Source organism: Aestuariispira ectoiniformans (assembly GCF_025136295.1).
Classification (GTDB): domain Bacteria; phylum Pseudomonadota; class Alphaproteobacteria; order UBA8366; family Aestuariispiraceae; genus Aestuariispira_A; species Aestuariispira_A ectoiniformans.
In genome coordinates this window covers 4,088,225-4,105,471 of sequence record NZ_CP062788.1, presented here as the reverse complement: position 1 = coordinate 4,105,471, position 17,247 = coordinate 4,088,225, and the positions used below count along the sequence as shown (strand labels likewise).

At 55.7% G+C, this 17,247-nt stretch carries 21 protein-coding genes; 9 read left to right on the top strand and 12 right to left on the bottom strand.

Translation table 11 applies throughout. The features are described 5' to 3' along the window. Positions 1–182 precede the first annotated feature (182 nt). Positions 183–443, bottom strand: coding sequence for a hypothetical protein (locus IF205_RS19355; RefSeq protein ID WP_259780997.1), 261 nt, complete (start codon positions 441–443; stop codon positions 183–185). A gap of 183 nt (positions 444–626) precedes the next feature. Here IF205_RS19355 and IF205_RS19350 point away from each other — a divergent pair, with 183 nt between their 5' ends. Beyond that, positions 627–1,367, top strand: coding sequence for a Crp/Fnr family transcriptional regulator (locus tag IF205_RS19350; protein ID WP_259780996.1), 741 nt, complete (start codon positions 627–629; stop codon positions 1,365–1,367). A 100-nt stretch (positions 1,368–1,467) separates the two neighbouring features. Here IF205_RS19350 and IF205_RS19345 read toward each other — a convergent pair whose 3' ends face one another. Together IF205_RS19345 and IF205_RS20650 are read right to left on the bottom strand one after the other, a co-directional pair. Next, entirely contained in the window at positions 1,468–1,665 is a 198-nt protein-coding gene (locus IF205_RS19345) for a hypothetical protein (protein ID WP_259780995.1), read from the bottom strand. A gap of 172 nt (positions 1,666–1,837) precedes the next feature. Continuing rightward, complete coding sequence (locus IF205_RS20650; RefSeq protein ID WP_375542695.1) at positions 1,838–2,218, bottom strand: DDE-type integrase/transposase/recombinase; 381 nt, start codon at positions 2,216–2,218, stop codon at positions 1,838–1,840. 556 nt (positions 2,219–2,774) lie between these two features. On the opposite strand from IF205_RS20650, the gene IF205_RS19340 reads away from it, so the two are divergent. Continuing rightward, positions 2,775–3,524 carry an SDR family NAD(P)-dependent oxidoreductase gene (locus IF205_RS19340; protein WP_259780994.1) on the top strand — a complete coding sequence of 250 codons (750 nt, stop codon included), beginning with the start codon at positions 2,775–2,777 and terminating at the stop codon, positions 3,522–3,524. An 11-nt stretch (positions 3,525–3,535) separates the two neighbouring features. Then, a complete protein-coding gene (locus tag IF205_RS19335) occupies positions 3,536–3,922 on the top strand; it encodes a dihydroneopterin aldolase (protein WP_259780993.1) in 387 nt (128 codons plus the stop codon). A gap of 14 nt (positions 3,923–3,936) precedes the next feature. Here IF205_RS19335 and IF205_RS19330 read toward each other — a convergent pair whose 3' ends face one another. Continuing rightward, positions 3,937–4,281 carry a hypothetical protein gene (locus tag IF205_RS19330; RefSeq protein WP_259780992.1) on the bottom strand — a complete coding sequence of 115 codons (345 nt, stop codon included), beginning with the start codon at positions 4,279–4,281 and terminating at the stop codon, positions 3,937–3,939. A 102-nt stretch (positions 4,282–4,383) separates the two neighbouring features. Here IF205_RS19330 and IF205_RS19325 point away from each other — a divergent pair, with 102 nt between their 5' ends. Beyond that, a complete protein-coding gene (locus tag IF205_RS19325; protein ID WP_259780991.1) occupies positions 4,384–5,211 on the top strand; it encodes a phytanoyl-CoA dioxygenase family protein in 828 nt (275 codons plus the stop codon). Between the two features lie 41 nt (positions 5,212–5,252). Here the strand turns inward: IF205_RS19325 and IF205_RS19320 are convergent, their stop codons facing one another. Beyond that, positions 5,253–5,942: a DUF4328 domain-containing protein gene (locus IF205_RS19320; protein WP_259780990.1), complete on the bottom strand. Its 690-nt coding sequence runs from the start codon at positions 5,940–5,942 to the stop codon at positions 5,253–5,255. 116 nt (positions 5,943–6,058) lie between these two features. Beyond that, complete coding sequence (locus tag IF205_RS19315) at positions 6,059–7,717, bottom strand: adenylate/guanylate cyclase domain-containing protein (RefSeq protein ID WP_259780989.1); 1,659 nt, start codon at positions 7,715–7,717, stop codon at positions 6,059–6,061. A gap of 230 nt (positions 7,718–7,947) precedes the next feature. Between IF205_RS19315 and IF205_RS19310 the strand changes: the two genes are divergently transcribed. The 3 genes from IF205_RS19310 to IF205_RS19300 are packed head-to-tail and all read left to right on the top strand — an operon-like array spanning position 7,948 to position 10,413. After that, on the top strand, positions 7,948–8,865 hold the full coding sequence (locus IF205_RS19310; protein WP_259780988.1) for an alpha/beta hydrolase: 918 nt from the start codon (positions 7,948–7,950) through the stop codon (positions 8,863–8,865). A gap of 32 nt (positions 8,866–8,897) precedes the next feature. Then, positions 8,898–9,737 (top strand): alkaline phosphatase family protein, encoded by an 840-nt coding sequence (locus tag IF205_RS19305; RefSeq protein WP_259780987.1) that lies wholly within the window; start codon positions 8,898–8,900, stop codon positions 9,735–9,737. A 10-nt stretch (positions 9,738–9,747) separates the two neighbouring features. Next, positions 9,748–10,413 (top strand): DNA-3-methyladenine glycosylase I, encoded by a 666-nt coding sequence (locus IF205_RS19300; RefSeq protein ID WP_259780986.1) that lies wholly within the window; start codon positions 9,748–9,750, stop codon positions 10,411–10,413. Here IF205_RS19300 and IF205_RS19295 read toward each other — a convergent pair. Beyond that, positions 10,410–10,946 (bottom strand): PleD family two-component system response regulator, encoded by a 537-nt coding sequence (locus tag IF205_RS19295; RefSeq protein WP_259780985.1) that lies wholly within the window; start codon positions 10,944–10,946, stop codon positions 10,410–10,412. The genes IF205_RS19300 and IF205_RS19295 overlap by 4 nt on opposite strands. Before the next feature lie 88 nt (positions 10,947–11,034). Next, positions 11,035–11,601 (bottom strand): cysteine hydrolase family protein, encoded by a 567-nt coding sequence (locus tag IF205_RS19290; protein WP_259780984.1) that lies wholly within the window; start codon positions 11,599–11,601, stop codon positions 11,035–11,037. Positions 11,602–11,742: 141 nt separating this feature from the next. Here IF205_RS19290 and IF205_RS19285 point away from each other — a divergent pair, with 141 nt between their 5' ends. Then, positions 11,743–12,183, top strand: a complete 441-nt coding sequence (locus tag IF205_RS19285; RefSeq protein ID WP_259780983.1) for an Lrp/AsnC family transcriptional regulator — start codon at positions 11,743–11,745, stop codon at positions 12,181–12,183. A gap of 39 nt (positions 12,184–12,222) precedes the next feature. On the opposite strand, the gene IF205_RS19280 is transcribed toward IF205_RS19285, so the two are convergent. Beyond that, positions 12,223–12,540: a cupin domain-containing protein gene (locus IF205_RS19280; protein ID WP_259780982.1), complete on the bottom strand. Its 318-nt coding sequence runs from the start codon at positions 12,538–12,540 to the stop codon at positions 12,223–12,225. Positions 12,541–12,831: 291 nt separating this feature from the next. Further along, entirely contained in the window at positions 12,832–14,163 is a 1,332-nt protein-coding gene (gene aceA, locus IF205_RS19275; protein WP_259780981.1) for an isocitrate lyase, read from the bottom strand. A gap of 231 nt (positions 14,164–14,394) precedes the next feature. On the opposite strand from aceA, the gene IF205_RS19270 reads away from it, so the two are divergent. After that, the gene (locus tag IF205_RS19270; protein WP_259780980.1) at positions 14,395–15,882 is read left to right on the top strand and encodes a helix-turn-helix domain-containing protein; all 1,488 of its coding nucleotides are present in this window, start codon (positions 14,395–14,397) and stop codon (positions 15,880–15,882) included. 1 nt (position 15,883) lies between these two features. Here IF205_RS19270 and IF205_RS19265 read toward each other — a convergent pair whose 3' ends face one another. Together IF205_RS19265 and IF205_RS19260 are read right to left on the bottom strand one after the other, a co-directional pair. Next, positions 15,884–16,435, bottom strand: coding sequence for a PAS domain-containing protein (locus IF205_RS19265; protein WP_259780979.1), 552 nt, complete (start codon positions 16,433–16,435; stop codon positions 15,884–15,886). Between the two features lie 7 nt (positions 16,436–16,442). Next, positions 16,443–17,180 (bottom strand): SAM hydrolase/SAM-dependent halogenase family protein, encoded by a 738-nt coding sequence (locus IF205_RS19260; RefSeq protein ID WP_259780978.1) that lies wholly within the window; start codon positions 17,178–17,180, stop codon positions 16,443–16,445. Positions 17,181–17,247 lie beyond the last annotated feature (67 nt).

Below are 17,247 nucleotides of genomic sequence, written 5' to 3'. Positions count from 1 at the left end.
ACAGCCGGACCTGAACAAGGTCAGCCTTGTTCGTCAACGGGATGGTTTCCTTCCTCTTGCTGCTGAAAGAGGCGCGCTGTTTCTGGTCGAATATAAGAATACCCGTTCGGTATCGGATTGGTGCTGATCTATATTAGTCGCACCGTGATCGGGGCAACCGTGGGTATCGTGGCAGAAATGCCTTAAAGATGTCTGACGGAATTACCACCGGCAATGATTGCGGCAATCAGATCCGCAATCTCTTTATGCAATTCGTCGCCGCCGGATGTTGGCCCCGATTTTTGCCCGGATGTTTGCATTGCGTTGCGATGTGCGTTCACGGCGTCTTCTAGCAGGCCGACAACCTGCTGTTTTGTGATGACCTTGCTGTCAGTCAGACAAAGCAGCATGGACTCGCATATGGCAAGGGCTGCGGCACCTGATATTTCAGCCTTTGAATGCATGTAGAACCACCCTTTCAAAACACCATATAACCACTGCTGAACGTAGTAGTGGTATAATGTAGGTGTTAAACTACAGGGTTTCTGACTAGGGTGTATAAACCTGCATCAGCTTCGAAGCTGTCTTATATGAAACCCGGCCTCGTCCTGGTGCTGCGCGTGACAGGAAATACGAGCCAACAATAAATGGATGACATGTCAAACCTGGATTTGCCGCTTGCGAGGAAACTGTCGACCTTTATCGAGCTGAAGGAGGAGGACCTCCTTATGCTGACGCGGCTGCACGAAAACAATCGGATTGTGGAGGCAGGGTCCGGGCTGGAGCATCAGGGGGCCATTCACCATAAAGCCTATATTCTTAGAAAGGGGTGGGTTTTTTCATACAAGCTACTGAAAGATGGCGCGCGGCAGATCGTTGACTTCCAGATTTCGGGGGATTTCCTCGGCTTGCGAAGCCTCCTGCTCAGGACATCCGATCACAGTTTCGAACCCATTACGCAGATTGAAGTTTCCGAAGTCACGAAAGAACATCTCAAACTTTGTTTCGAGATGTCACCGCGACTGGCCGCTGCCCTTCTTTGGGCCGCATCCAGGGATGAAGCAATGGTGGTGGAACATCTTATCGATATCGGCCGTAGGAGTGCGATTGTGCGCACGGCTCATTTCCTGCTGGAGCTGGGCGTGCGTCTGGAGCTTGTGGGGTTGGCCGATAGAAATGGCTATCACTGTCCGCTCACACAATATCTTCTGGCGGATGCCCTGGGATTAAGCGCCATCCATCTTAATCGCTGTTTAAGAAAATTGCGGGAGAAAAATCTGCTGTCCTTTCAAGGGGGACAAGTTACCTATCTGGATTTTACCGCGCTGACGCGATTGGCTGATTTTGACAGCGACTATATGGATCATGAAAAACCCATTTTGCACTGACTGGCAGGTCTGCCTTACCCCATAGGCGGGATGACAGGTTGGCAAAATGAAAGACGGAGCCAGATGTCTTCCGGCTCCGCTTGTCAGAATGAATAAGTTCTTATTTCAAGGTATCTCGGACTTTTGCCAGTTCTTCGATGCATTTATTGTCCATATTCTTTCTATGTGCTTCTTCCGCAGCGGTGAAATATTGCTGGGCCTTTTCCTTTTTCTCGCCCGCCGGCGCATGGCTCCAGAGCTCCTTGACCGATTTCAACTGTTCCGCAGCATTCAGATGTTTTTGTTCTGGTGTGGGCATGACGATCTCCTGGCGTTTATGAAATGTCTACCGACCATCGGGCCGGGAAGTAGTCGGGGAAACAGCCACTGAGAGGGGGGCAGAAATATGTGGATTTACAGTGCCTGTTTCCCCTGAGCACACTCGAATATCAGAGTGCATACAAAGATACTTCCAGCCGGCGCGGACCGCACTAACCTCGATCAGTCAGAGCACTTGCCCGAGGCTTTAAGGTCAGTTTGTCGGTGACGATCATGGCCGAACGGTTATATCGCTTCATTGTCTTATACAGAAATCTGAGAGGAGCTCGGCGGTCCCGCTTCTTTGTAACAAAGGCCTCCAGCACTTCCCCCTCGTGATCGACCGACAGCCAGAGGTCGCGTCTTTCGCCGTTAATCCGAACGAAAACCTCGTCGAGATGCCATCTCCAGTTGGATTTTGACACGACGCTTGCGGACCTCTCTGGTAAACAGCAGGCTGAACCGAAGCGTATCGTCTCATGAGTGACGTCTCTGCCCCGTTCGTGGAGCAGGTCTTCCACATTCCGCAGCAACAGCGGAAACCGGACATACATCATCACAGCCAGGCGGATGACCTCCGGCGAAGTCTAGAAATATTTGAATGGATTACACATAGACAAGGCTGGCGGGCAGGCCTCCTATACTCAAGGACAAGTTCCTCCGACAGCACCCAAATGACACGAACTCTGGCAAATTTGCGCGGAAATGACAGTAACTGTGACACAGGCGGACAATAACTTTGGCAATTTTTCCGTTAAGCTATTGATTTACAGTGACCTCAAGTGACACTAACTGTGGCACGTCACAGATGCTCTGGAAACAACATGTTACATTGTAATATGCTGAAATATAATAAAGTATGATGCTTTAATGTTGTAATATTTATGTAATTCCGACGTTTTCGTGAGCTTTGGTATGATACTTTATTGTTTCATGTGGCATTGAAGTCCGCAGAAACCGGTGACTTGGAGTATGATACTTTATTGTCCTCCCACACTGTCCAGTCTTCGGATTTCGGGCTTTTCCCCCTCAAAATCCTCCGGATATGACGGGCATTCTGTTAAGAATCCCCATACGGCTTGCTGAACGGGAAAATGACGACTGAGGTTGATGATGAAAAGCGTGCTGATTACAGGCGGCGCCAAAAGAATTGGACGTAGTTTAACGGCATACTTTTCTGAAATGGGATGGAAGGTATTCATCCACTGCAATGCGTCGATGTCTGACGCGGAAAAGCTCCAAAAACAGATTTTGGCTGATGGCGGGCAGGCAGAAGTCATCGCGGTTGATCTGTCCGATGCAGGGAAACTGACAAAGTCTTTTCAGGAGCTGTTCGCCAGAGAGAAGGTTGATTGCGTTATCAATAACGCATCGGCGTTTGAATATGATCAGCCGACGGAAATAGACGAGGCGGTCTTTCAAAAGTCTCTCGCCGTGAACCTGTTTGCGCCGACGAAGATATCAGAGCTTTATTACAAGGCGGAAATCCAGACCTCCGGTTGTGTTATCAACATTTTGGATAACAAGGTTTTTGCACTTAATCCGGATTTCTATTCCTACACATTGGCAAAGTCTGCCCTGCTGGCCGCGACGAAAATGATGGCGATGTCCTTTGCGCCCGGAATCCGGGTGTGTGGAATTGCGCCGAGCATAACCTTGCCAAGCGGAAAGCAGACGCAGGAAGATTTCGAAAAAACCCATAGGCTCAATTTGTTAGGGGTCGGTTGCACACCTGAGGAAATCTGCCGTGCCGCCATGTTTATTGCCACGACGGCATCGTTTAATGGTCAGGTATTAACCATTGACGGAGGCCAGTCATTGATGAACCTAGAGCGTGACGTCGCGTTTCTTGATCAATAGGTGGAATGCAAGTGGCTAATGACCGAAAATTCGTAACGAATACACGCAAGATCCTCCTTTCCAACTATACATTGCCGTTTCGTATCGGAATCCATGATTTCGAACTGGAAAACAAGCAACGCGTTTCCATTGATATTGAATTGACCCTTGCCGAAAACGTCACACCGGCTGGTGACGATATTTCCTCGACGGTTGATTATGACTATCTGCGCGAAGAGATTAAAAAACTCAGCGACACAGCAGACTTCAACCTGCAGGAAACCTTATGCGAGGCAATTGTCGGGATCTGCTTCCAGAACGGCAACGCGCAAAGTGCCGTTGTCAGAACCAGCAAGATCGACGTCTATCCCGATTGCGATGCAGTGAGCTTTGAAATTTCGGCGTCCAGGCCCTCCTGAAACCGGGCTAAAGGTTAAAGCCCGTCCAGAAGATCGCGGCAGCGATCGGAATTGATCGCGCCGAAAACGTTGGGGCTGGCAAGGTTTTCAATGGCACCGGCGATCTCGTCGGCATGGCTGGCTTCGAAGTCGATCTCGTCACGGTATTCGATCAGGTTCGCCCATTCCTCAAGCTCCGCCGCAGAAAGCTCTCCATCGAGGAAACGATTGATGGCGGTGCGCAGGTGGTCCCTTGTGAGGGTAACCAGTGCCTCCTCCCTGTTCCATTCGAAGGCATCCAGGCGGCTGCGCAGACGGTGAACCGGCTCGGTCAGCAGGATGAGCTTGCGTAGTGCTTCCTTGTGGCTGGTCATCGGCATGGTCCGAATGCTCCAAAGCGGTTTATCCGCAGATCACCAGTCTAGACGATAATGCAATCTCTGTTAACGTGCTCGCATGGGCAGAGAAGCAGGAGGACGATAATGAGCAGCGCTATGCGGGATATAGACGATGCGGTGATGCAGAAATTTCAAACCGACGGTGTCGTCTGCCTGCGCCAACAGTTTGACCCGCATTGGATTGACCTGACACGGCGGGGCATTCAACGGAATCTTGAGAACCCTGGCCGCTTTTTTCGGGACCACACGCCGGAAGGATCGCCGGGCCGTTATGTCTTTGACTTCTGGAGCTGGCCGGAGATACCGGAATTCCGGGACCTGATCTTTGGCTCACCTGCTGCGGCGATTGCCGGGCGACTGATGGGCGCGCAGAAGACTGTCCTGCTGATGGACAACTGGTTCATGCGGGAACGGGGGGCGACCAACGGTGCGCCCTGGCACCACGACGAACCCTATTTCGATTTTGAAGGCCGCATGTGCATCCTCTGGATGCCGATGGAGCCGGTCAGCCGCAAGGACGGGCTGCGCTTCGTCAAAGGCTCTCACCGCTGGGGCAAACTTTTCATGGCGTCCCAGTTCAGCGAAAATGTGCCCTTCACCTGCGACGGTGACGATTATGCGGAGGTGCCGGATATCGATGCTGCGCCGGTTGAGTATGAATTTCTGTCCTGGGATATGGAACCGGGCGACTGCCTCGTCTTCGATTTTCGCACATTACACGCGGCGACTGCCGGGAATACGCCGCTGGACCAGACGATCCACCGCATGTCGCTGCGTTTCGGCGCGGAGGATGTGATGTTCAGGCCCCGCGGGGAATGGACGTGGGAGATAACGGAATATCTGATGAAGCAGGGGCAACAGGCGAATGCGTGCCTGGGGACACGCATAACGCCACTCGTTTGGGAACGGTAACAAGAGGGTATTCCCCTGATGCCAGCCTGAGGCTGAGGCTGCTATGCCTCGCCTCTCGCCTCGCGTTGCCGCCGACTGAAATCCATAAAGGCGGATAGTTGCGCCTTGTCGATTTCAAGGATGATGCGGCGTAGAAAATATAAACTGACGATCCCTAATATCATGGAGAGGGTAGACGCCGCAAAAGCCTCAATCGCGGGAAAGTCATCCATGAAATACGTCGCCAGTTGGGCAATGTAAGCGCCGGCGAAGCTCAACCAGAAACCCCAGAAATTCCTACCTTTTCCTCCCGCATCTATGTTCTCCGGTGCGTTGCTTCCCCGGCAAAGCTCATTCAAGGCGAAGTAGCTTGTGATCGCACTGATAAAGGGCACAATCCACATGACAACGATTTTCCCCGGACGGAATGCCTGACCGGGAACGCGCATTGCGGCGATATTGGCATGTTTGTGATATATCCAGACAAGCGTGGAAATGCCTACAATGATACCGGATATCAGGGAAATGACGCCTGTTGTCTGCAATAACCCTGAAATTTCATGCAATCTCGTCATGTCTGCGAAGTCAATGGCATCACCTTTTTCAAGGATTCGTGCCGCATCCGGATAGGTGACACAAACACTGGCTGCTGTAATGGCGCTTAGAACGATTTGAACCGGTATGGCAATCTTCAGGAATTTTGATAATTTCGTTGTCTCGCGAAAGGCATAGGCTGCCTGCCAATTCTCCATTGTAGGATTTCCCCCCCCCTAAATTTAGATAAGCTCGTTTTAGAACGTTGTCGTTACAGACATTGTTCGGTCGGCAATAATTTATGCAATGACTGGGAAGCTTTTCTGCTGTGCCGTCAACTATTTGTCAGGGATGACGCATCTTCCAGCGCATAGAAGTGGATGGACCGCCCGCGTCCGCGAACATTGGCTTCATGCAGCTTGTCTTCCGGCAGGGTAAGGCCCGCCGCCTCGGCCGCCATGCGGGAAAAGATGATCGGCACGGCATAGTCCTTGGTTAGGCCCTCAAGCCGGGCGGTGGTATTGATGCTGTCGCCGATGGCAGACGTGATCTGGTTGCGGGGCGGGCCCATGGCGCCGACGATGGCCTCGCCGCAATGAACGCCGATTCCCATTTGGAGGGGTTCGTTCAATTCGCTCGCCAGATGTTCGTTGAGGTGGTCCAGCCGCCGCAGCATCAGGGCCGCGCCCTGGGCGGCATTGCGTGCGGCCTCTTCCAGCGTTTCATCGTCGATACCGTAAAGTGCCATTAACCCGTCACCGTTGAACTGGGCATAGTGACCGTTGCTCTCTTCCAGGGCGAGGGTCATCTCTGCAAAAAACTGGTTCAGAATGAACAGCACATCATAGGGCAGTTTGGCCTCGCCCAGTTTGGTGGAGCCCCGCAGGTCGATGAACATGCAAACAACCTGCTGTTCATGGCCTTCCAGACCGCCGGGGCGCCGTCCATCGGCGGCGGTGGCATTGGCGGGCAGCAGGGGGGCGATGGCGATGTCGTGATCCGGGCGGACCTGACAGGCGAGCCGCATGCCTTCCACCGCGTGAATACGCTCAAGGGCCTTGGCTTCCACGCCATCCGGCGGTGGTAGGTTGTCAGCCCCGGTGACAACGCGCAGGCGACAGGTCGTGCAACGACCGCGTCCGCCGCAGACAGCGGCATGGTCGACGCCGTTTTCCCGCAGGACCTCCAGAACCGTTGCACCGGGCGGAACGCGAAAGCGGCGTCCATCCGGGTAGGTTATCCGGGCGCGGGTGCGCAGGCGGGAAACGAATTGCCGGATGCCCCGTGTCACAAAGGGTAGGGCGACCAGTGTGGCGATCACCCAAAGCGTGATCATCAATCGCGATCCCGTCGTGGCAACCGTTTCCCGGTCGATGTTGGCCAGTTTCAGAACGTTGAAGATATAGTCCGGTGTTTTGGCCATTTCCCGGACTTCAATGCCGGATGCCGCATATCCCGCAAGCGCCAGGGTTGGCACAATGACAACCAGCAGACCAAGAAAACGCCGCCATTTGTCGTAACCATTCTTGGTGCGCAGCCAGTAATGCAGACCGATGCAGCCATGAACCCATACCACGAGCAACGCCACGGCCTGCAGAAAACCGCGGATCGGTGAACCCACCCAGAAGGTAAGCAGCACCATGGCATAATTGGGTTCCGTATCCAGGGTGAGTTCTGCAACGCGGGTGCCCAGGATATGTTCGGCGACCAGGAAGGGAATGCTGAGCCCCAGAATAACCTGGGTCATTTCCCATCGTTTGAGCTTCAGGCTGCGCCGGACATAGATCGCGCGCAGGCCCAGCGTCGTATGGGTGATCGCCGCGGAGATCAGCAGGACTGTCCCAAAGCTTTCCCGCCAGGGGGTCATCAGATAGCGCCGCGCCGTCTCCAGGGCCTCAAGGGAGTCCAGGCCGAAGGCGTGGTTGATGAAATGGCAGAGCACAAATGTGAACAACACCAGTCCGCTGTAAAGGCGCAATTGACCTGCAATCATCTACAGTTCCACATTCCCGCTCGACATTTTCCCGTCTTCATATGGGGCAAGAATAACGATTTTCTGCAAGGCTGGACAGCATTTACCGGATCTGTTCCAGGATTGCCGATTTTCATCGTTGCGACCTGTTCCAGGGGCTATCAGCAGATGAAACAATTGTTCCCTTGGGTTCCGTGGTGAGGAATGCTTTTATGGCGCCAAACGAGAATAGATGCGTCGGGAGAAAAAGCATGGCCGGAACGGTCGACGAAGAAATTCAGGCCTTTATTGACAGCACTGATTCCTTTTATCCGCCGGACGCCGTCGATGGCAGCATCGACCAGCAGCGCGACTGGTACAATACGATGTGCCGTGCCTTTCGTCGTGACTATCCGGAGAATGTGACGGCTGAAGATGAAGTGATCCCGGGCAAGGGCGGGGATATCCCCGTTCGGCGCTATCGCAATAAATGGGGCCGCGAGACCGCGACGGTGGTCTATCTTCATGGGGGCGGCTTTGTGGTCGGAGACCTGGAAAGCCACGACGATGTCTGTGCGGAGATTTGCGACAAGACCGGTTTTCAGGTCGTGGCCGTGGATTACCGGCTGGCCCCGGAACATGTGCATCCGGCAGCCTTCGACGATGCCTATTCCGCCTTTGAAACTGTTGCCGCGGAAGGGCGGCCGATCGTGATGGTCGGCGATAGCGCCGGTGGCTGTCTGGCCGCGTCCGTGTCCGTCGTGGCGCGTGACAAGGGCGACAAGCGCATTGCGGGCCAGGTCCTGATCTACCCGGCTTTAGGCGGCAGCAAGGACAGCCCGTCCCGTCAGGAACATGCCGAGGCACCGATGTTGACCACCCGCGATATGGACTATTACGGCCACGTGCGCAGCGGCGGAGGGGAGCCGGAAGGCGATCCCACCTATTATGCCCTGGCAGCATCGGATTTCGCGGGCCTGCCGCCGACCATCATGTTTGCGGCAGAGATTGACCCGTTGCGGGATGACTGTGTTGAATTCGCCGAAAAACTGGACCGAGCGGGCGTTCATGCCGAGGCTCATATCCATCTCGGCCTCGTTCACGGTCATTTGCGGGCGCGCCACGTCAGTGACAAGGCCGGGCGCGCCTTTGAGGAAATCTGCTTTGCAGTAGGACGCTTGGGGCAGTAAGGCGCGCGCGCCGACAAAAGGGAGACATCGCAATGGCCAAGGTGGTTTTGGTTGTATTGGACGGGTTGGGCTATTCCTACAGCCGCCGTCTGCTGGGCAATGTGGAAGGCTGGGTTGCGAATGGCGAGGCGAAGGTCTGGCGGATGCAGTCCGTGCTGCCATCCACATCCGGGCCTTGCTATGCCAGTATTCACACAGGTGTGGAGCCACAAATCCACGGCATTCGCACCAATGCGGATTCCTTCCGCCTGGAACAGCCGGATATCTTTTCCGCGGCCCGCGCTGCCGGACGGACCACGGCGGCGGTGGCGCATAGCTATTTCTCCGCCTATTTCCAGCGCGCGCCCTTCGACCCGCTGATGGACCTTGAGGTGGATGACGAAACGCTGCCGATCCAGCATGGACGCTTCTATACGATGGAAGGCGAGTTCTCGGGCAATCTCGCCGTGCCTTCGGACGCGGATATCTTTGCACAGACCTCGATCCTGATGCGTCGGCATGCGCCGGATTATATCCTGCTGCATAGCTGTACCACCGACAGTATCGGCCATGCCTTTGGCTCCGACTCCATCGAAATGGACAAGGCGGCCTATCTGGTGGACGGGGTGATTTCGCGTTATCTGCCGATGTGGCGCGACCAGGGCTATGAGGTCATGATCACCGCCGACCATGGCCAAAGCGGTCGGGGGCATCACGGCGGCACGGACGATATCATGCGTGATGTAGCCCTGTATTATTTCGGTGCGGGGGATGGACCTTTGGACGATGCGGTTCTTGACCAGCGCGCGATTGCGCCGACGGTCCTTGGGCGTCTGGGGGCGGAAATTCCGGCCAGCATGGCGGTTGCGCCTTTCATTAGTCCCGACTGGTGAGGCGCAGGCAATGTCTTTTGCGGAGATAGAGGCACGAGCCTGGGAAAAGCATGGTGGCCGCGAGGCGGTGGAGGCCATGCTGTCGCAACCCAAGTCTTCGTCGGAACTGGCCGCAGTGCCCATTGACCGCTATCTGGCTGAAATGGCGCGGCGGATTTTCTGTTCCGGCTTTGTCTGGAAGGTCGTTGATGCGAAATGGCCGGGCTTTGAAGAAGCCTTCCACGGTTTTGATCCCGGCACTATCGCGATGATGCCGGATGAGGAACTGGACAGCCTCCTGTCGGATAAGCGCATCATTCGCCATGGCACGAAGATCCGCGCCGTGCAGGAAAATGCGGTCTTTCTTCTGGACCTGCAACGTGAACATGGCAGCGCGGCGCAGTTCTTCGCAGACTGGCCGGTGGAGGACATTGTCGGCCTGTGGACGCTTTTGAAAAAGCGCGGCAGCCGGTTGGGCGGGAACACCGGGCAGTATTTTCTGCGTTTTATTGGAAAGGACACTTTCATTCTTTCCAGGGATGTTGTGGCCGTGCTGATGCGGACCGGGGTGATCGACAAGGCACCGACCAGTCAAAAGGCGCTGCGGCAGGTTCAGGACCAATTCAATGAATGGCGTCTGGAGACCGGCAGGCCGCTTTGCCAGCTCAGTCGGCTGGCAGCCCTGAGTGTCGGCTAAAGTTCGTCCAGTTTTTCCAGTAATGCTTTTCTGCAGTCGTCGGGGTGAAGCATTTTCCGCAATGCTTTCAGGCGTTTTTGGACGCTTGCCGGTGATAGCGGCTTGATCCAGATTGCGCTGGCACCAGTCAGGATTGCTGCCTTGATCAGTGGTTTCGTGCCTACAGGCAGAATGGCAGCAATGTGAAGCTTCTCGATGTCGCTTTTGATATTGTCCTTTTTGCGTTCTGATTTTCGCAGCGACATTGCCAGTTTGGCATGAGGGCCGGTTTCACTGGGGAAATCGATCAGGACCAGTTCATAGCCATGCATGTCATGGGCCTGCAGACATTCTTCTGCGTCCATAAAGGTATCAAAATCCGGAAAGCCTGCCTGCTGAAGCACCATGCGCATAATACGGCCACTGTTGCGGTCTGCATCGAAGTATAGAAGTTTCGACTGGCTGCCCGACTGTGCCTCAGATGTCCCTGAGGGCAAAGACCTATCGGTGTGAGTGGTCTCAGGTTCAGTCTGGCTTTGATCGTCGTTAAACACATCAGCCTCGTCGTCGCTTGGCTTTTTATGTCTGCATCAGACCCGACAACTATACCACAAAAAAGATAGCATTGTAATTAAATGCAACTTATGAGGCCTGTGAGAGGGCGGCCATGAGCGGGATCACCTCGCAGAATTCTCCGTGAAGGTTGGCAAGTGAGGTGTCGTGGATAAGCTCTGCGGGGAATTGCTGGCCGTCCGGTCCCAGACGGTCGAAGGTGGCACAGGCCTCGCCCACAAGTTGGACGTCGTATCCCATATTACCGGCCATCCGCGTGGTCGTGGATACGCAGTGATTGGTGGTGAGGCCGCAGATCACAAGGTCGTTGATCCGTGCACGGCGAAGCTGGTTCGCCAGATCGGTGCCGATAAAGCCGCTGTTGATGCGTTTCACGAAGACTTCTTCCGAAGCAAGCGGGGCGACCTGGTCCTTGATCTTGCCACCGGGCGTGTCCAGGCGAAGAGGGCTGTCGGGGTTCAGGCTGTGATGGATGACATGGGCGACCATCCGGCCCTTGCTGCGCCAGTGATCGAGCAGGGTTGCGGCCTTGTCCTCTGCATCCGGGTTGTTACGGTTGCCGCCCCAATAGTCCCAATCCTCAAAACCATCCTGCCAGTCAATGAGGATAAGGGCGGGGCTGTATACAGTAGTCATCTGTTTTCTCACATGCATTTGTTGATCCGGGCGGCGTGGTGATTAAGATCGGGAAAATCCGGCCAGTTCTCAATATGGCGAATTTGCCAAACCGTCCGGCTGGCCATGTCGTTTCCACCAAAAACAGGTTCGATTTCACCAATGACCCGGAAAAGCACGGATGACCGCGATGAGAGACTGCTGGCGCTCCTGCAGCAGGATGCCCGCACACCGGTTGCGGAATTGGCGCGTGCGGTCAACCTGTCACCCACCGCGGTGCGCCAGCGGCTTGCCCGGATGGAGCGTGATGGCGTGATCGAGGGGTATACGATCCGCCGGGGGGCGTCGGAGACACCTAAAGGTATTTCGGTCGTGCTTTCGCTGACGCTGACGGGGTCGAAATGCAAGGCCTTGTATCAGGATTTCGGCCATCTGCCGGAAATCCGGAAATTCTGGTCGACAGCGGGGGAGGTGGATGCCTGCATGCTGTTGGATGTACCGTCCATTGAACGGTTGCAGGAAATCACCGAAAGCCTGAGCGATCATCCGGTCGTGCAGCGCGTGCAGTCCCATGTTGTGATCGAGACCCATGTAGACCGCTGATGCGGTCGTAGGCACGCCGGTTCTCTCCACAAGTCCGGATCAGACTGATCCTTCCTTCTCAATCACCAGAATTCTGGCTGCGCCCTGAGGGTGGGCCACATGTTCCGTGCCTTCGGTTGCATGAGCAATCATGCCGTCTGACATCTGTGTCACGGTTACTGTGCCGTCGGCCTCCCGGACATGCATATCCACCCTGCCCTTCAGGACGACAAAGACTTCCTGACCATCATTGATGTGCCATTTGTATGGCTTGTCGGTCCAATGCAGGCGAACAGTGGTGCCGTCCATTTTGGCAATATCCAGCGCATCCCAGGCACGGTTGCCTGTGAAGTCGTCGGGTTTGAAATAGCGCATCATCCGGTCTCCTCAGGCCGTTTCAGGTGAATTCTCCTGACTGTCAGAATCGGCAATCCGGGCTTGTCTCTCAATATGGGGATGTCACCAAATTGCGGTGACCTTCATGTCGAATCCACATAGGGCAAAGCGACATCAAAAAAGAAGCCCGCCAAAAGGCGGGCTCAAGTCGGGTCGGTGCGGTACCAAAACCGAGAGGGAAACCGCCCCGCTTCCCTTGCCGATAGGGGCAAGGAGATCGGGATGGGGTCGGCCGCTCGGTCACTCAACCGACCCCCGGTGTAACGATCGGGCTTAGTGGAACTGTGCGGTTTCCGTGCTTTCGCCCATGGCCGTGGTGGATGCTTCGCCACCGGCGGTCGTGTTGTTGACGGCGTCGAAGTAGCTGGTGCCGACTTCGTGCTGGTGACGGGTGGCGCTGAAGCCATGGGTTTCGGCCGCGAATTCCGCCTGCTGCAGCTCGGAGTAGCCTGCCATGCCGCGTTCGTTGTAAGCACGGGCCAGTTCGAAGGTGGCGTAGTTCAGGCTGTGGAAGCCTGCCAGCGTGATGAACTGGAATTTGTAGCCCATGGCGCCCAGCTCGCGCTGGAATTTCTCCATCGTGGCAACATCCAGGTGCTTCGCCCAGTTGAAGGACGGGGAGCAGTTGTAAGCCAGCATCTGGTTCGGGAATTCCTTGCGGATCGATTCTGCGAATTTCTTCGCCTGATCCAGGTCCGGCGTGGAGGTTTCCATCCACAGGAGGTCGGCATAAGGCGCATAGGCCAGGCCGCGGGCAATGCCCATGTCCACGCCGCCGGTGATGCGGTAGAAGCCGTCCGCAGTGCGCTCACCGGTCATGAACTCCTTGTCGCGTTCGTCGACGTCGGAGGTGATCAGGCGGGCGGATTCTGCATCCGTACGGGCCATGATGATGGTCGGAACACCCATGACGTCCGCGGCCAGACGGGCGCTGTTCAGGTTGCGGACTGCCTGTTGCGTCGGCAGCAGGACCTTGCCGCCCAGATGGCCGCATTTCTTCTCGGATGCCAGTTGGTCCTCAAAATGGACGCCTGCGGCACCGGCCTTGATCATGGCCTTCATCAGTTCGAAAACATTCAGCGGGCCGCCGAAGCCAGCTTCGGCGTCAGCTACGATCGGGGCAAACCAGTCGATATCGGTGGTTTCCTCGCCGGATAGGCGTTCCATGTTCTGGATCTGATCCTGACGCTGGAAGGCATTGTTGATGCGCTCAACGACCTGCGGGACCGAACTGACCGGATAAAGCGACTGGTCCGGATACATCTGACCGGCATTGTTGGCATCGGCGGCAACCTGCCAACCGGACAGATAGATGGCTTTCAGGCCGGCACGAACATGCTGGGTCGCCTGACAACCGGTGAAGGCACCGAGGGTATTTACATAGGGCGTTTCGGTGATCAGCTTCCACAACTTTTCCGCGCCCATTTCAGCCAGCGTATGGCGGATATGAACGGAGCCGCGCAGGCGTTCCACGTCGGCCATGCTGTAGTCACGGCGCACGGTTGCCCAACGGTCCGGCGCGTAGGACGGCGCGGCCCAGCCCTGTGCATCGCTATCGCCGCTGGTGTTGTCCCAGGTGTAATCCATGTTCATGCTGTCGGTCATGGTCGTAATCCTTTACAGCTTGTAAAATTTCTTTTGTGTATCGCTTGCCTGTTGAATGTTTTTCATCGACTAAACAGCCGATTGATATCGCAAGGCAGCGCTGTTTCCTGATTTATTGATACGATGCACCCGGGAATTGGCGCAACGCTTTCCAAATTGACAAAAATGTAAACTGGTCTTGTATATAATTTTCAAAAAGTAAATAATGTAAATTATTCGTAGGAGGGGGCGATGGCAAAACAGGTTAAAAGCGCCAATCCGAAGCTGGGGGCGAAGATCCGCCGCCTGCGCCGCGACCATGGCAAGACGCAGGCGCAGCTGGCGGAACAATTGGGGGTCAGTGCGTCCTATCTGAATCTGATCGAACATAATCATCGCAAGGTGACGGTCGATCTGCTGCTAAAACTGTCGGAGATTTTCGACCTTGAGTTGCGCGATCTCGCCGAAGGGGACGAAAGCCAGCTTCTGGCCGATGTCATGGCGGTTCTGGGTGAGGATATGTTCGAAGAACTGGACCTGACCAATATGGACGTCCGCGAGTTGGTCAATTCCAGTCCCAATGCCGCCAAGGCCCTGTTGCTGCTTCATGACGCCTTCCGCAAGTCCATCGAGGACACGCGCAGCCTGGCAACCCAACTGGCGGAGGAAGACGGGACCGATGCCTTCGCCTTTGGCAGCAGCCTTGCGCCTGCGGAACAGATTTCAGACTTTATCCAGGCCAATAACAACTATTTCCAGGACCTGGAGGACGAGGCCGACCGGGTTCGCCGTGAAATCGGGATTGTCGAAACGCAAAGCAACGATGCGCTGGTTGACTATTTGAAGACGGCCCATGACGTCACGGTACAGCTTGCGGACTTCCAGTCGGGAGAGACGTTCCAGCGGCGTTACGATGCGATCACCCGCACCTTGTGGATTTCGCCCCGTGTGGATCGGGCCAGCCGGATTTTCCAGATTGCTCATCAGGTCGGTCTGCTGTCGGCGGGGCCGGTGATCGACATGCTGTTGATGGAAGGGCGCATTCGCGAAGGCGATGTCCGGCACCTGGGCCGGGTGGCGATGGCCAACTATTTCGCCGCCGCCCTTTTAATGCCCTATGACAGTTTTTTACAGACCGCGCGCGCCGTGCGCTATGACATTGAACTGTTGCAGCACCAATATGGCATCAGTTTCGAACAGGCGGCCCAGCGCCTGACGACACTGAACAAGCCGGACGCCAAAGGAATTCCCATGCATTTCCTGCGCGTGGATATCGCGGGCAACATTTCCAAGCGTTTTTCCCTGTCGGGCCTGCCGATCCCGCGCCATGGCGGGGCCTGTTCCCGCTGGAACGTCTATAGCGCGTTCATGAACCCCGGCGTGGTCCAGGCCCAGGTTTCCTACCTGCCGGACGGAACCGGGTTCTTCTGTATCGCGCGGACTGTGCGCAAGGGCGGTGTCGGCTATGGCGTCCAGCAAAGTGTCTTTTCCATCGGCCTGGGGTGCGCGGTGGTTCATGCGCCGGAGATGGTCTATTCGGACGGGGTGGATCTGGAAAATGCGGAGCGTGCAGGCCTGATCGGCGTCCATTGCCGGATTTGCGACCGCATGGATTGTGGCCAGCGGGCCTTTCCGCCTGTTCATCAACGGTTCAGAGTGGATGAAAATACCCGCGGCCTGTCTCCCTATGCCTATGCGGGTTGGCCACATCAGCATCGGGACCCGGGGCCGACGCGTTAGGTCAGTCGATGCTGTAGTAAATGGGCTTTTCCTCGGGAGGCGCGATCTGTTTGTCGCGGTCCCGAATTTTGTCGAAACGATAGTGGGTCACGCCAAAGATAAAGGCAGGCTCCCCTGACTGGTCGGCAACCGGCAATGTCAGGCGTTCGGCCCGTTTGAATGACGTTGTTTCCCGCAGGGTCGTAAATTTTGAATGCATGATTGCCGGCTTTTCCAGGACGAACTTCCATCGGCTTTTCAGCTTGATGCTGTTTTCAGGGCCGTAAAGTTCGGATATGCGCTTTCCCATGATGGAATAGCCCCAGGCGTAGTTGACCTCGGCACCGGCAAGGCGACAGACGAAGTCGTCTTCCTCAGGCAGGTATCCATAAATCCAGACATGGGGCAGGCAGCGGCGAAACGCTGTGGGGTCCAGGGCGCTGCGCTGAGGAATGTTCTGTCCTTGCCGGATATCCTGCCAGTGCTGCATGACCGTATTCAGGAACGGGTCATCGAATTGCGCAGGTAGCGGCAGAAGATCTGTATTGGGTCCCAGGAGGCCGCCTTTGGTCATTCTTTCCTCATGTCTGCGCGACTATGTCTATACGACTGCCAATTTCCAACGCCAGGTCGGCAGTTGCGCTGCCCTGGTTGACTGCAATTTCCAGCAGCCCCTGTGAATTCCTGTAGGCCAATGGTACCCCCACAGGTGCGTCGGAGAAGGTCCGTCTGACCGGAACCAATTGGCTGTCCACGCGAATATCGCAGGTGGTGGGCAACAGGTCAAAGCGCATCCCCGTCATGGCATTGCCGAACTCGTCGATATAGATGATTTCCGCACAATCCTCCGGCCAGTCCGACCCGGGAATCCGGTCCTGCTGTTTCCGTGGGCTCAGGGATTTCAGAATGCCCTGTGCGAGTTCTGCGCAGACCGGTGCGAAGAGGTCCCGCCCGTGGAAGCTGGCGGAAAGGTGGGAGGGGACGTGGGCGATATCGTAAATTTCGGCTGATTTTGCGCGCCGCGCAACAAGGGCCAGCAGCCCGTTATCCGGCCCGACGAACCAGCGGCTGTCTGCCTTCAGGGCAATGGCCTTCCTTTTGCTGCCGACGCCGGGGTCGATCACGGCGGCGGTGACCGCATTGGCCGGCATGAATTCCGCAAGCGCCGCCAGCAAATAGGCGGATGCCTTTGAATTAAAGCGCGGGGCGTCATGCATGAGGTCAATGACCGTGCCTTCGGGCAGCCGTTCATACAGGGCAGCTTTCATCTGGCCTACGTAGGGGCCGGAATACCCGAAATCCGTGAAAAGAAAGACCATTGAACCGTATTAATTGTGTTAGGGTTTTGTTGAGAGATTAACGCTAGTCTGTATTTGGTTGCAGGTT

What these genes read in the sequence shown, in the direction of transcription:
- IF205_RS19305 (WP_259780987.1), top strand. Translation starts at nt 8,898, where the DNA reads ATGGCCAAGGTGGTTTTGGTTGTATTGGACGGGTTGGGCTATTCCTAC.
- aceA (WP_259780981.1), bottom strand. Translation starts at nt 14,163, where the DNA reads ATGACCGACAGCATGAACATGGATTACACCTGGGACAACACCAGCGGC.
- IF205_RS19345 (WP_259780995.1), bottom strand. Translation starts at nt 1,665, where the DNA reads ATGCCCACACCAGAACAAAAACATCTGAATGCTGCGGAACAGTTGAAA.
- IF205_RS19300 (WP_259780986.1), top strand. Translation starts at nt 9,748, where the DNA reads ATGTCTTTTGCGGAGATAGAGGCACGAGCCTGGGAAAAGCATGGTGGC.
- IF205_RS19330 (WP_259780992.1), bottom strand. Translation starts at nt 4,281, where the DNA reads ATGCCGATGACCAGCCACAAGGAAGCACTACGCAAGCTCATCCTGCTG.
- IF205_RS19340 (WP_259780994.1), top strand. Translation starts at nt 2,775, where the DNA reads ATGATGAAAAGCGTGCTGATTACAGGCGGCGCCAAAAGAATTGGACGT.
- IF205_RS19315 (WP_259780989.1), bottom strand. Translation starts at nt 7,717, where the DNA reads ATGATTGCAGGTCAATTGCGCCTTTACAGCGGACTGGTGTTGTTCACA.
- IF205_RS19290 (WP_259780984.1), bottom strand. Translation starts at nt 11,601, where the DNA reads ATGACTACTGTATACAGCCCCGCCCTTATCCTCATTGACTGGCAGGAT.
- IF205_RS19355 (WP_259780997.1), bottom strand. Translation starts at nt 443, where the DNA reads ATGCATTCAAAGGCTGAAATATCAGGTGCCGCAGCCCTTGCCATATGC.
- IF205_RS19325 (WP_259780991.1), top strand. Translation starts at nt 4,384, where the DNA reads ATGAGCAGCGCTATGCGGGATATAGACGATGCGGTGATGCAGAAATTT.
- IF205_RS19280 (WP_259780982.1), bottom strand. Translation starts at nt 12,540, where the DNA reads ATGATGCGCTATTTCAAACCCGACGACTTCACAGGCAACCGTGCCTGG.
- IF205_RS19265 (WP_259780979.1), bottom strand. Translation starts at nt 16,435, where the DNA reads ATGACCAAAGGCGGCCTCCTGGGACCCAATACAGATCTTCTGCCGCTA.
- IF205_RS19270 (WP_259780980.1), top strand. Translation starts at nt 14,395, where the DNA reads ATGGCAAAACAGGTTAAAAGCGCCAATCCGAAGCTGGGGGCGAAGATC.
- IF205_RS19260 (WP_259780978.1), bottom strand. Translation starts at nt 17,180, where the DNA reads ATGGTCTTTCTTTTCACGGATTTCGGGTATTCCGGCCCCTACGTAGGC.
- IF205_RS20650 (WP_375542695.1), bottom strand. Translation starts at nt 2,218, where the DNA reads ATGTATGTCCGGTTTCCGCTGTTGCTGCGGAATGTGGAAGACCTGCTC.
- IF205_RS19285 (WP_259780983.1), top strand. Translation starts at nt 11,743, where the DNA reads ATGACCCGGAAAAGCACGGATGACCGCGATGAGAGACTGCTGGCGCTC.
- IF205_RS19320 (WP_259780990.1), bottom strand. Translation starts at nt 5,942, where the DNA reads ATGGAGAATTGGCAGGCAGCCTATGCCTTTCGCGAGACAACGAAATTA.
- IF205_RS19350 (WP_259780996.1), top strand. Translation starts at nt 627, where the DNA reads ATGGATGACATGTCAAACCTGGATTTGCCGCTTGCGAGGAAACTGTCG.
- IF205_RS19310 (WP_259780988.1), top strand. Translation starts at nt 7,948, where the DNA reads ATGGCCGGAACGGTCGACGAAGAAATTCAGGCCTTTATTGACAGCACT.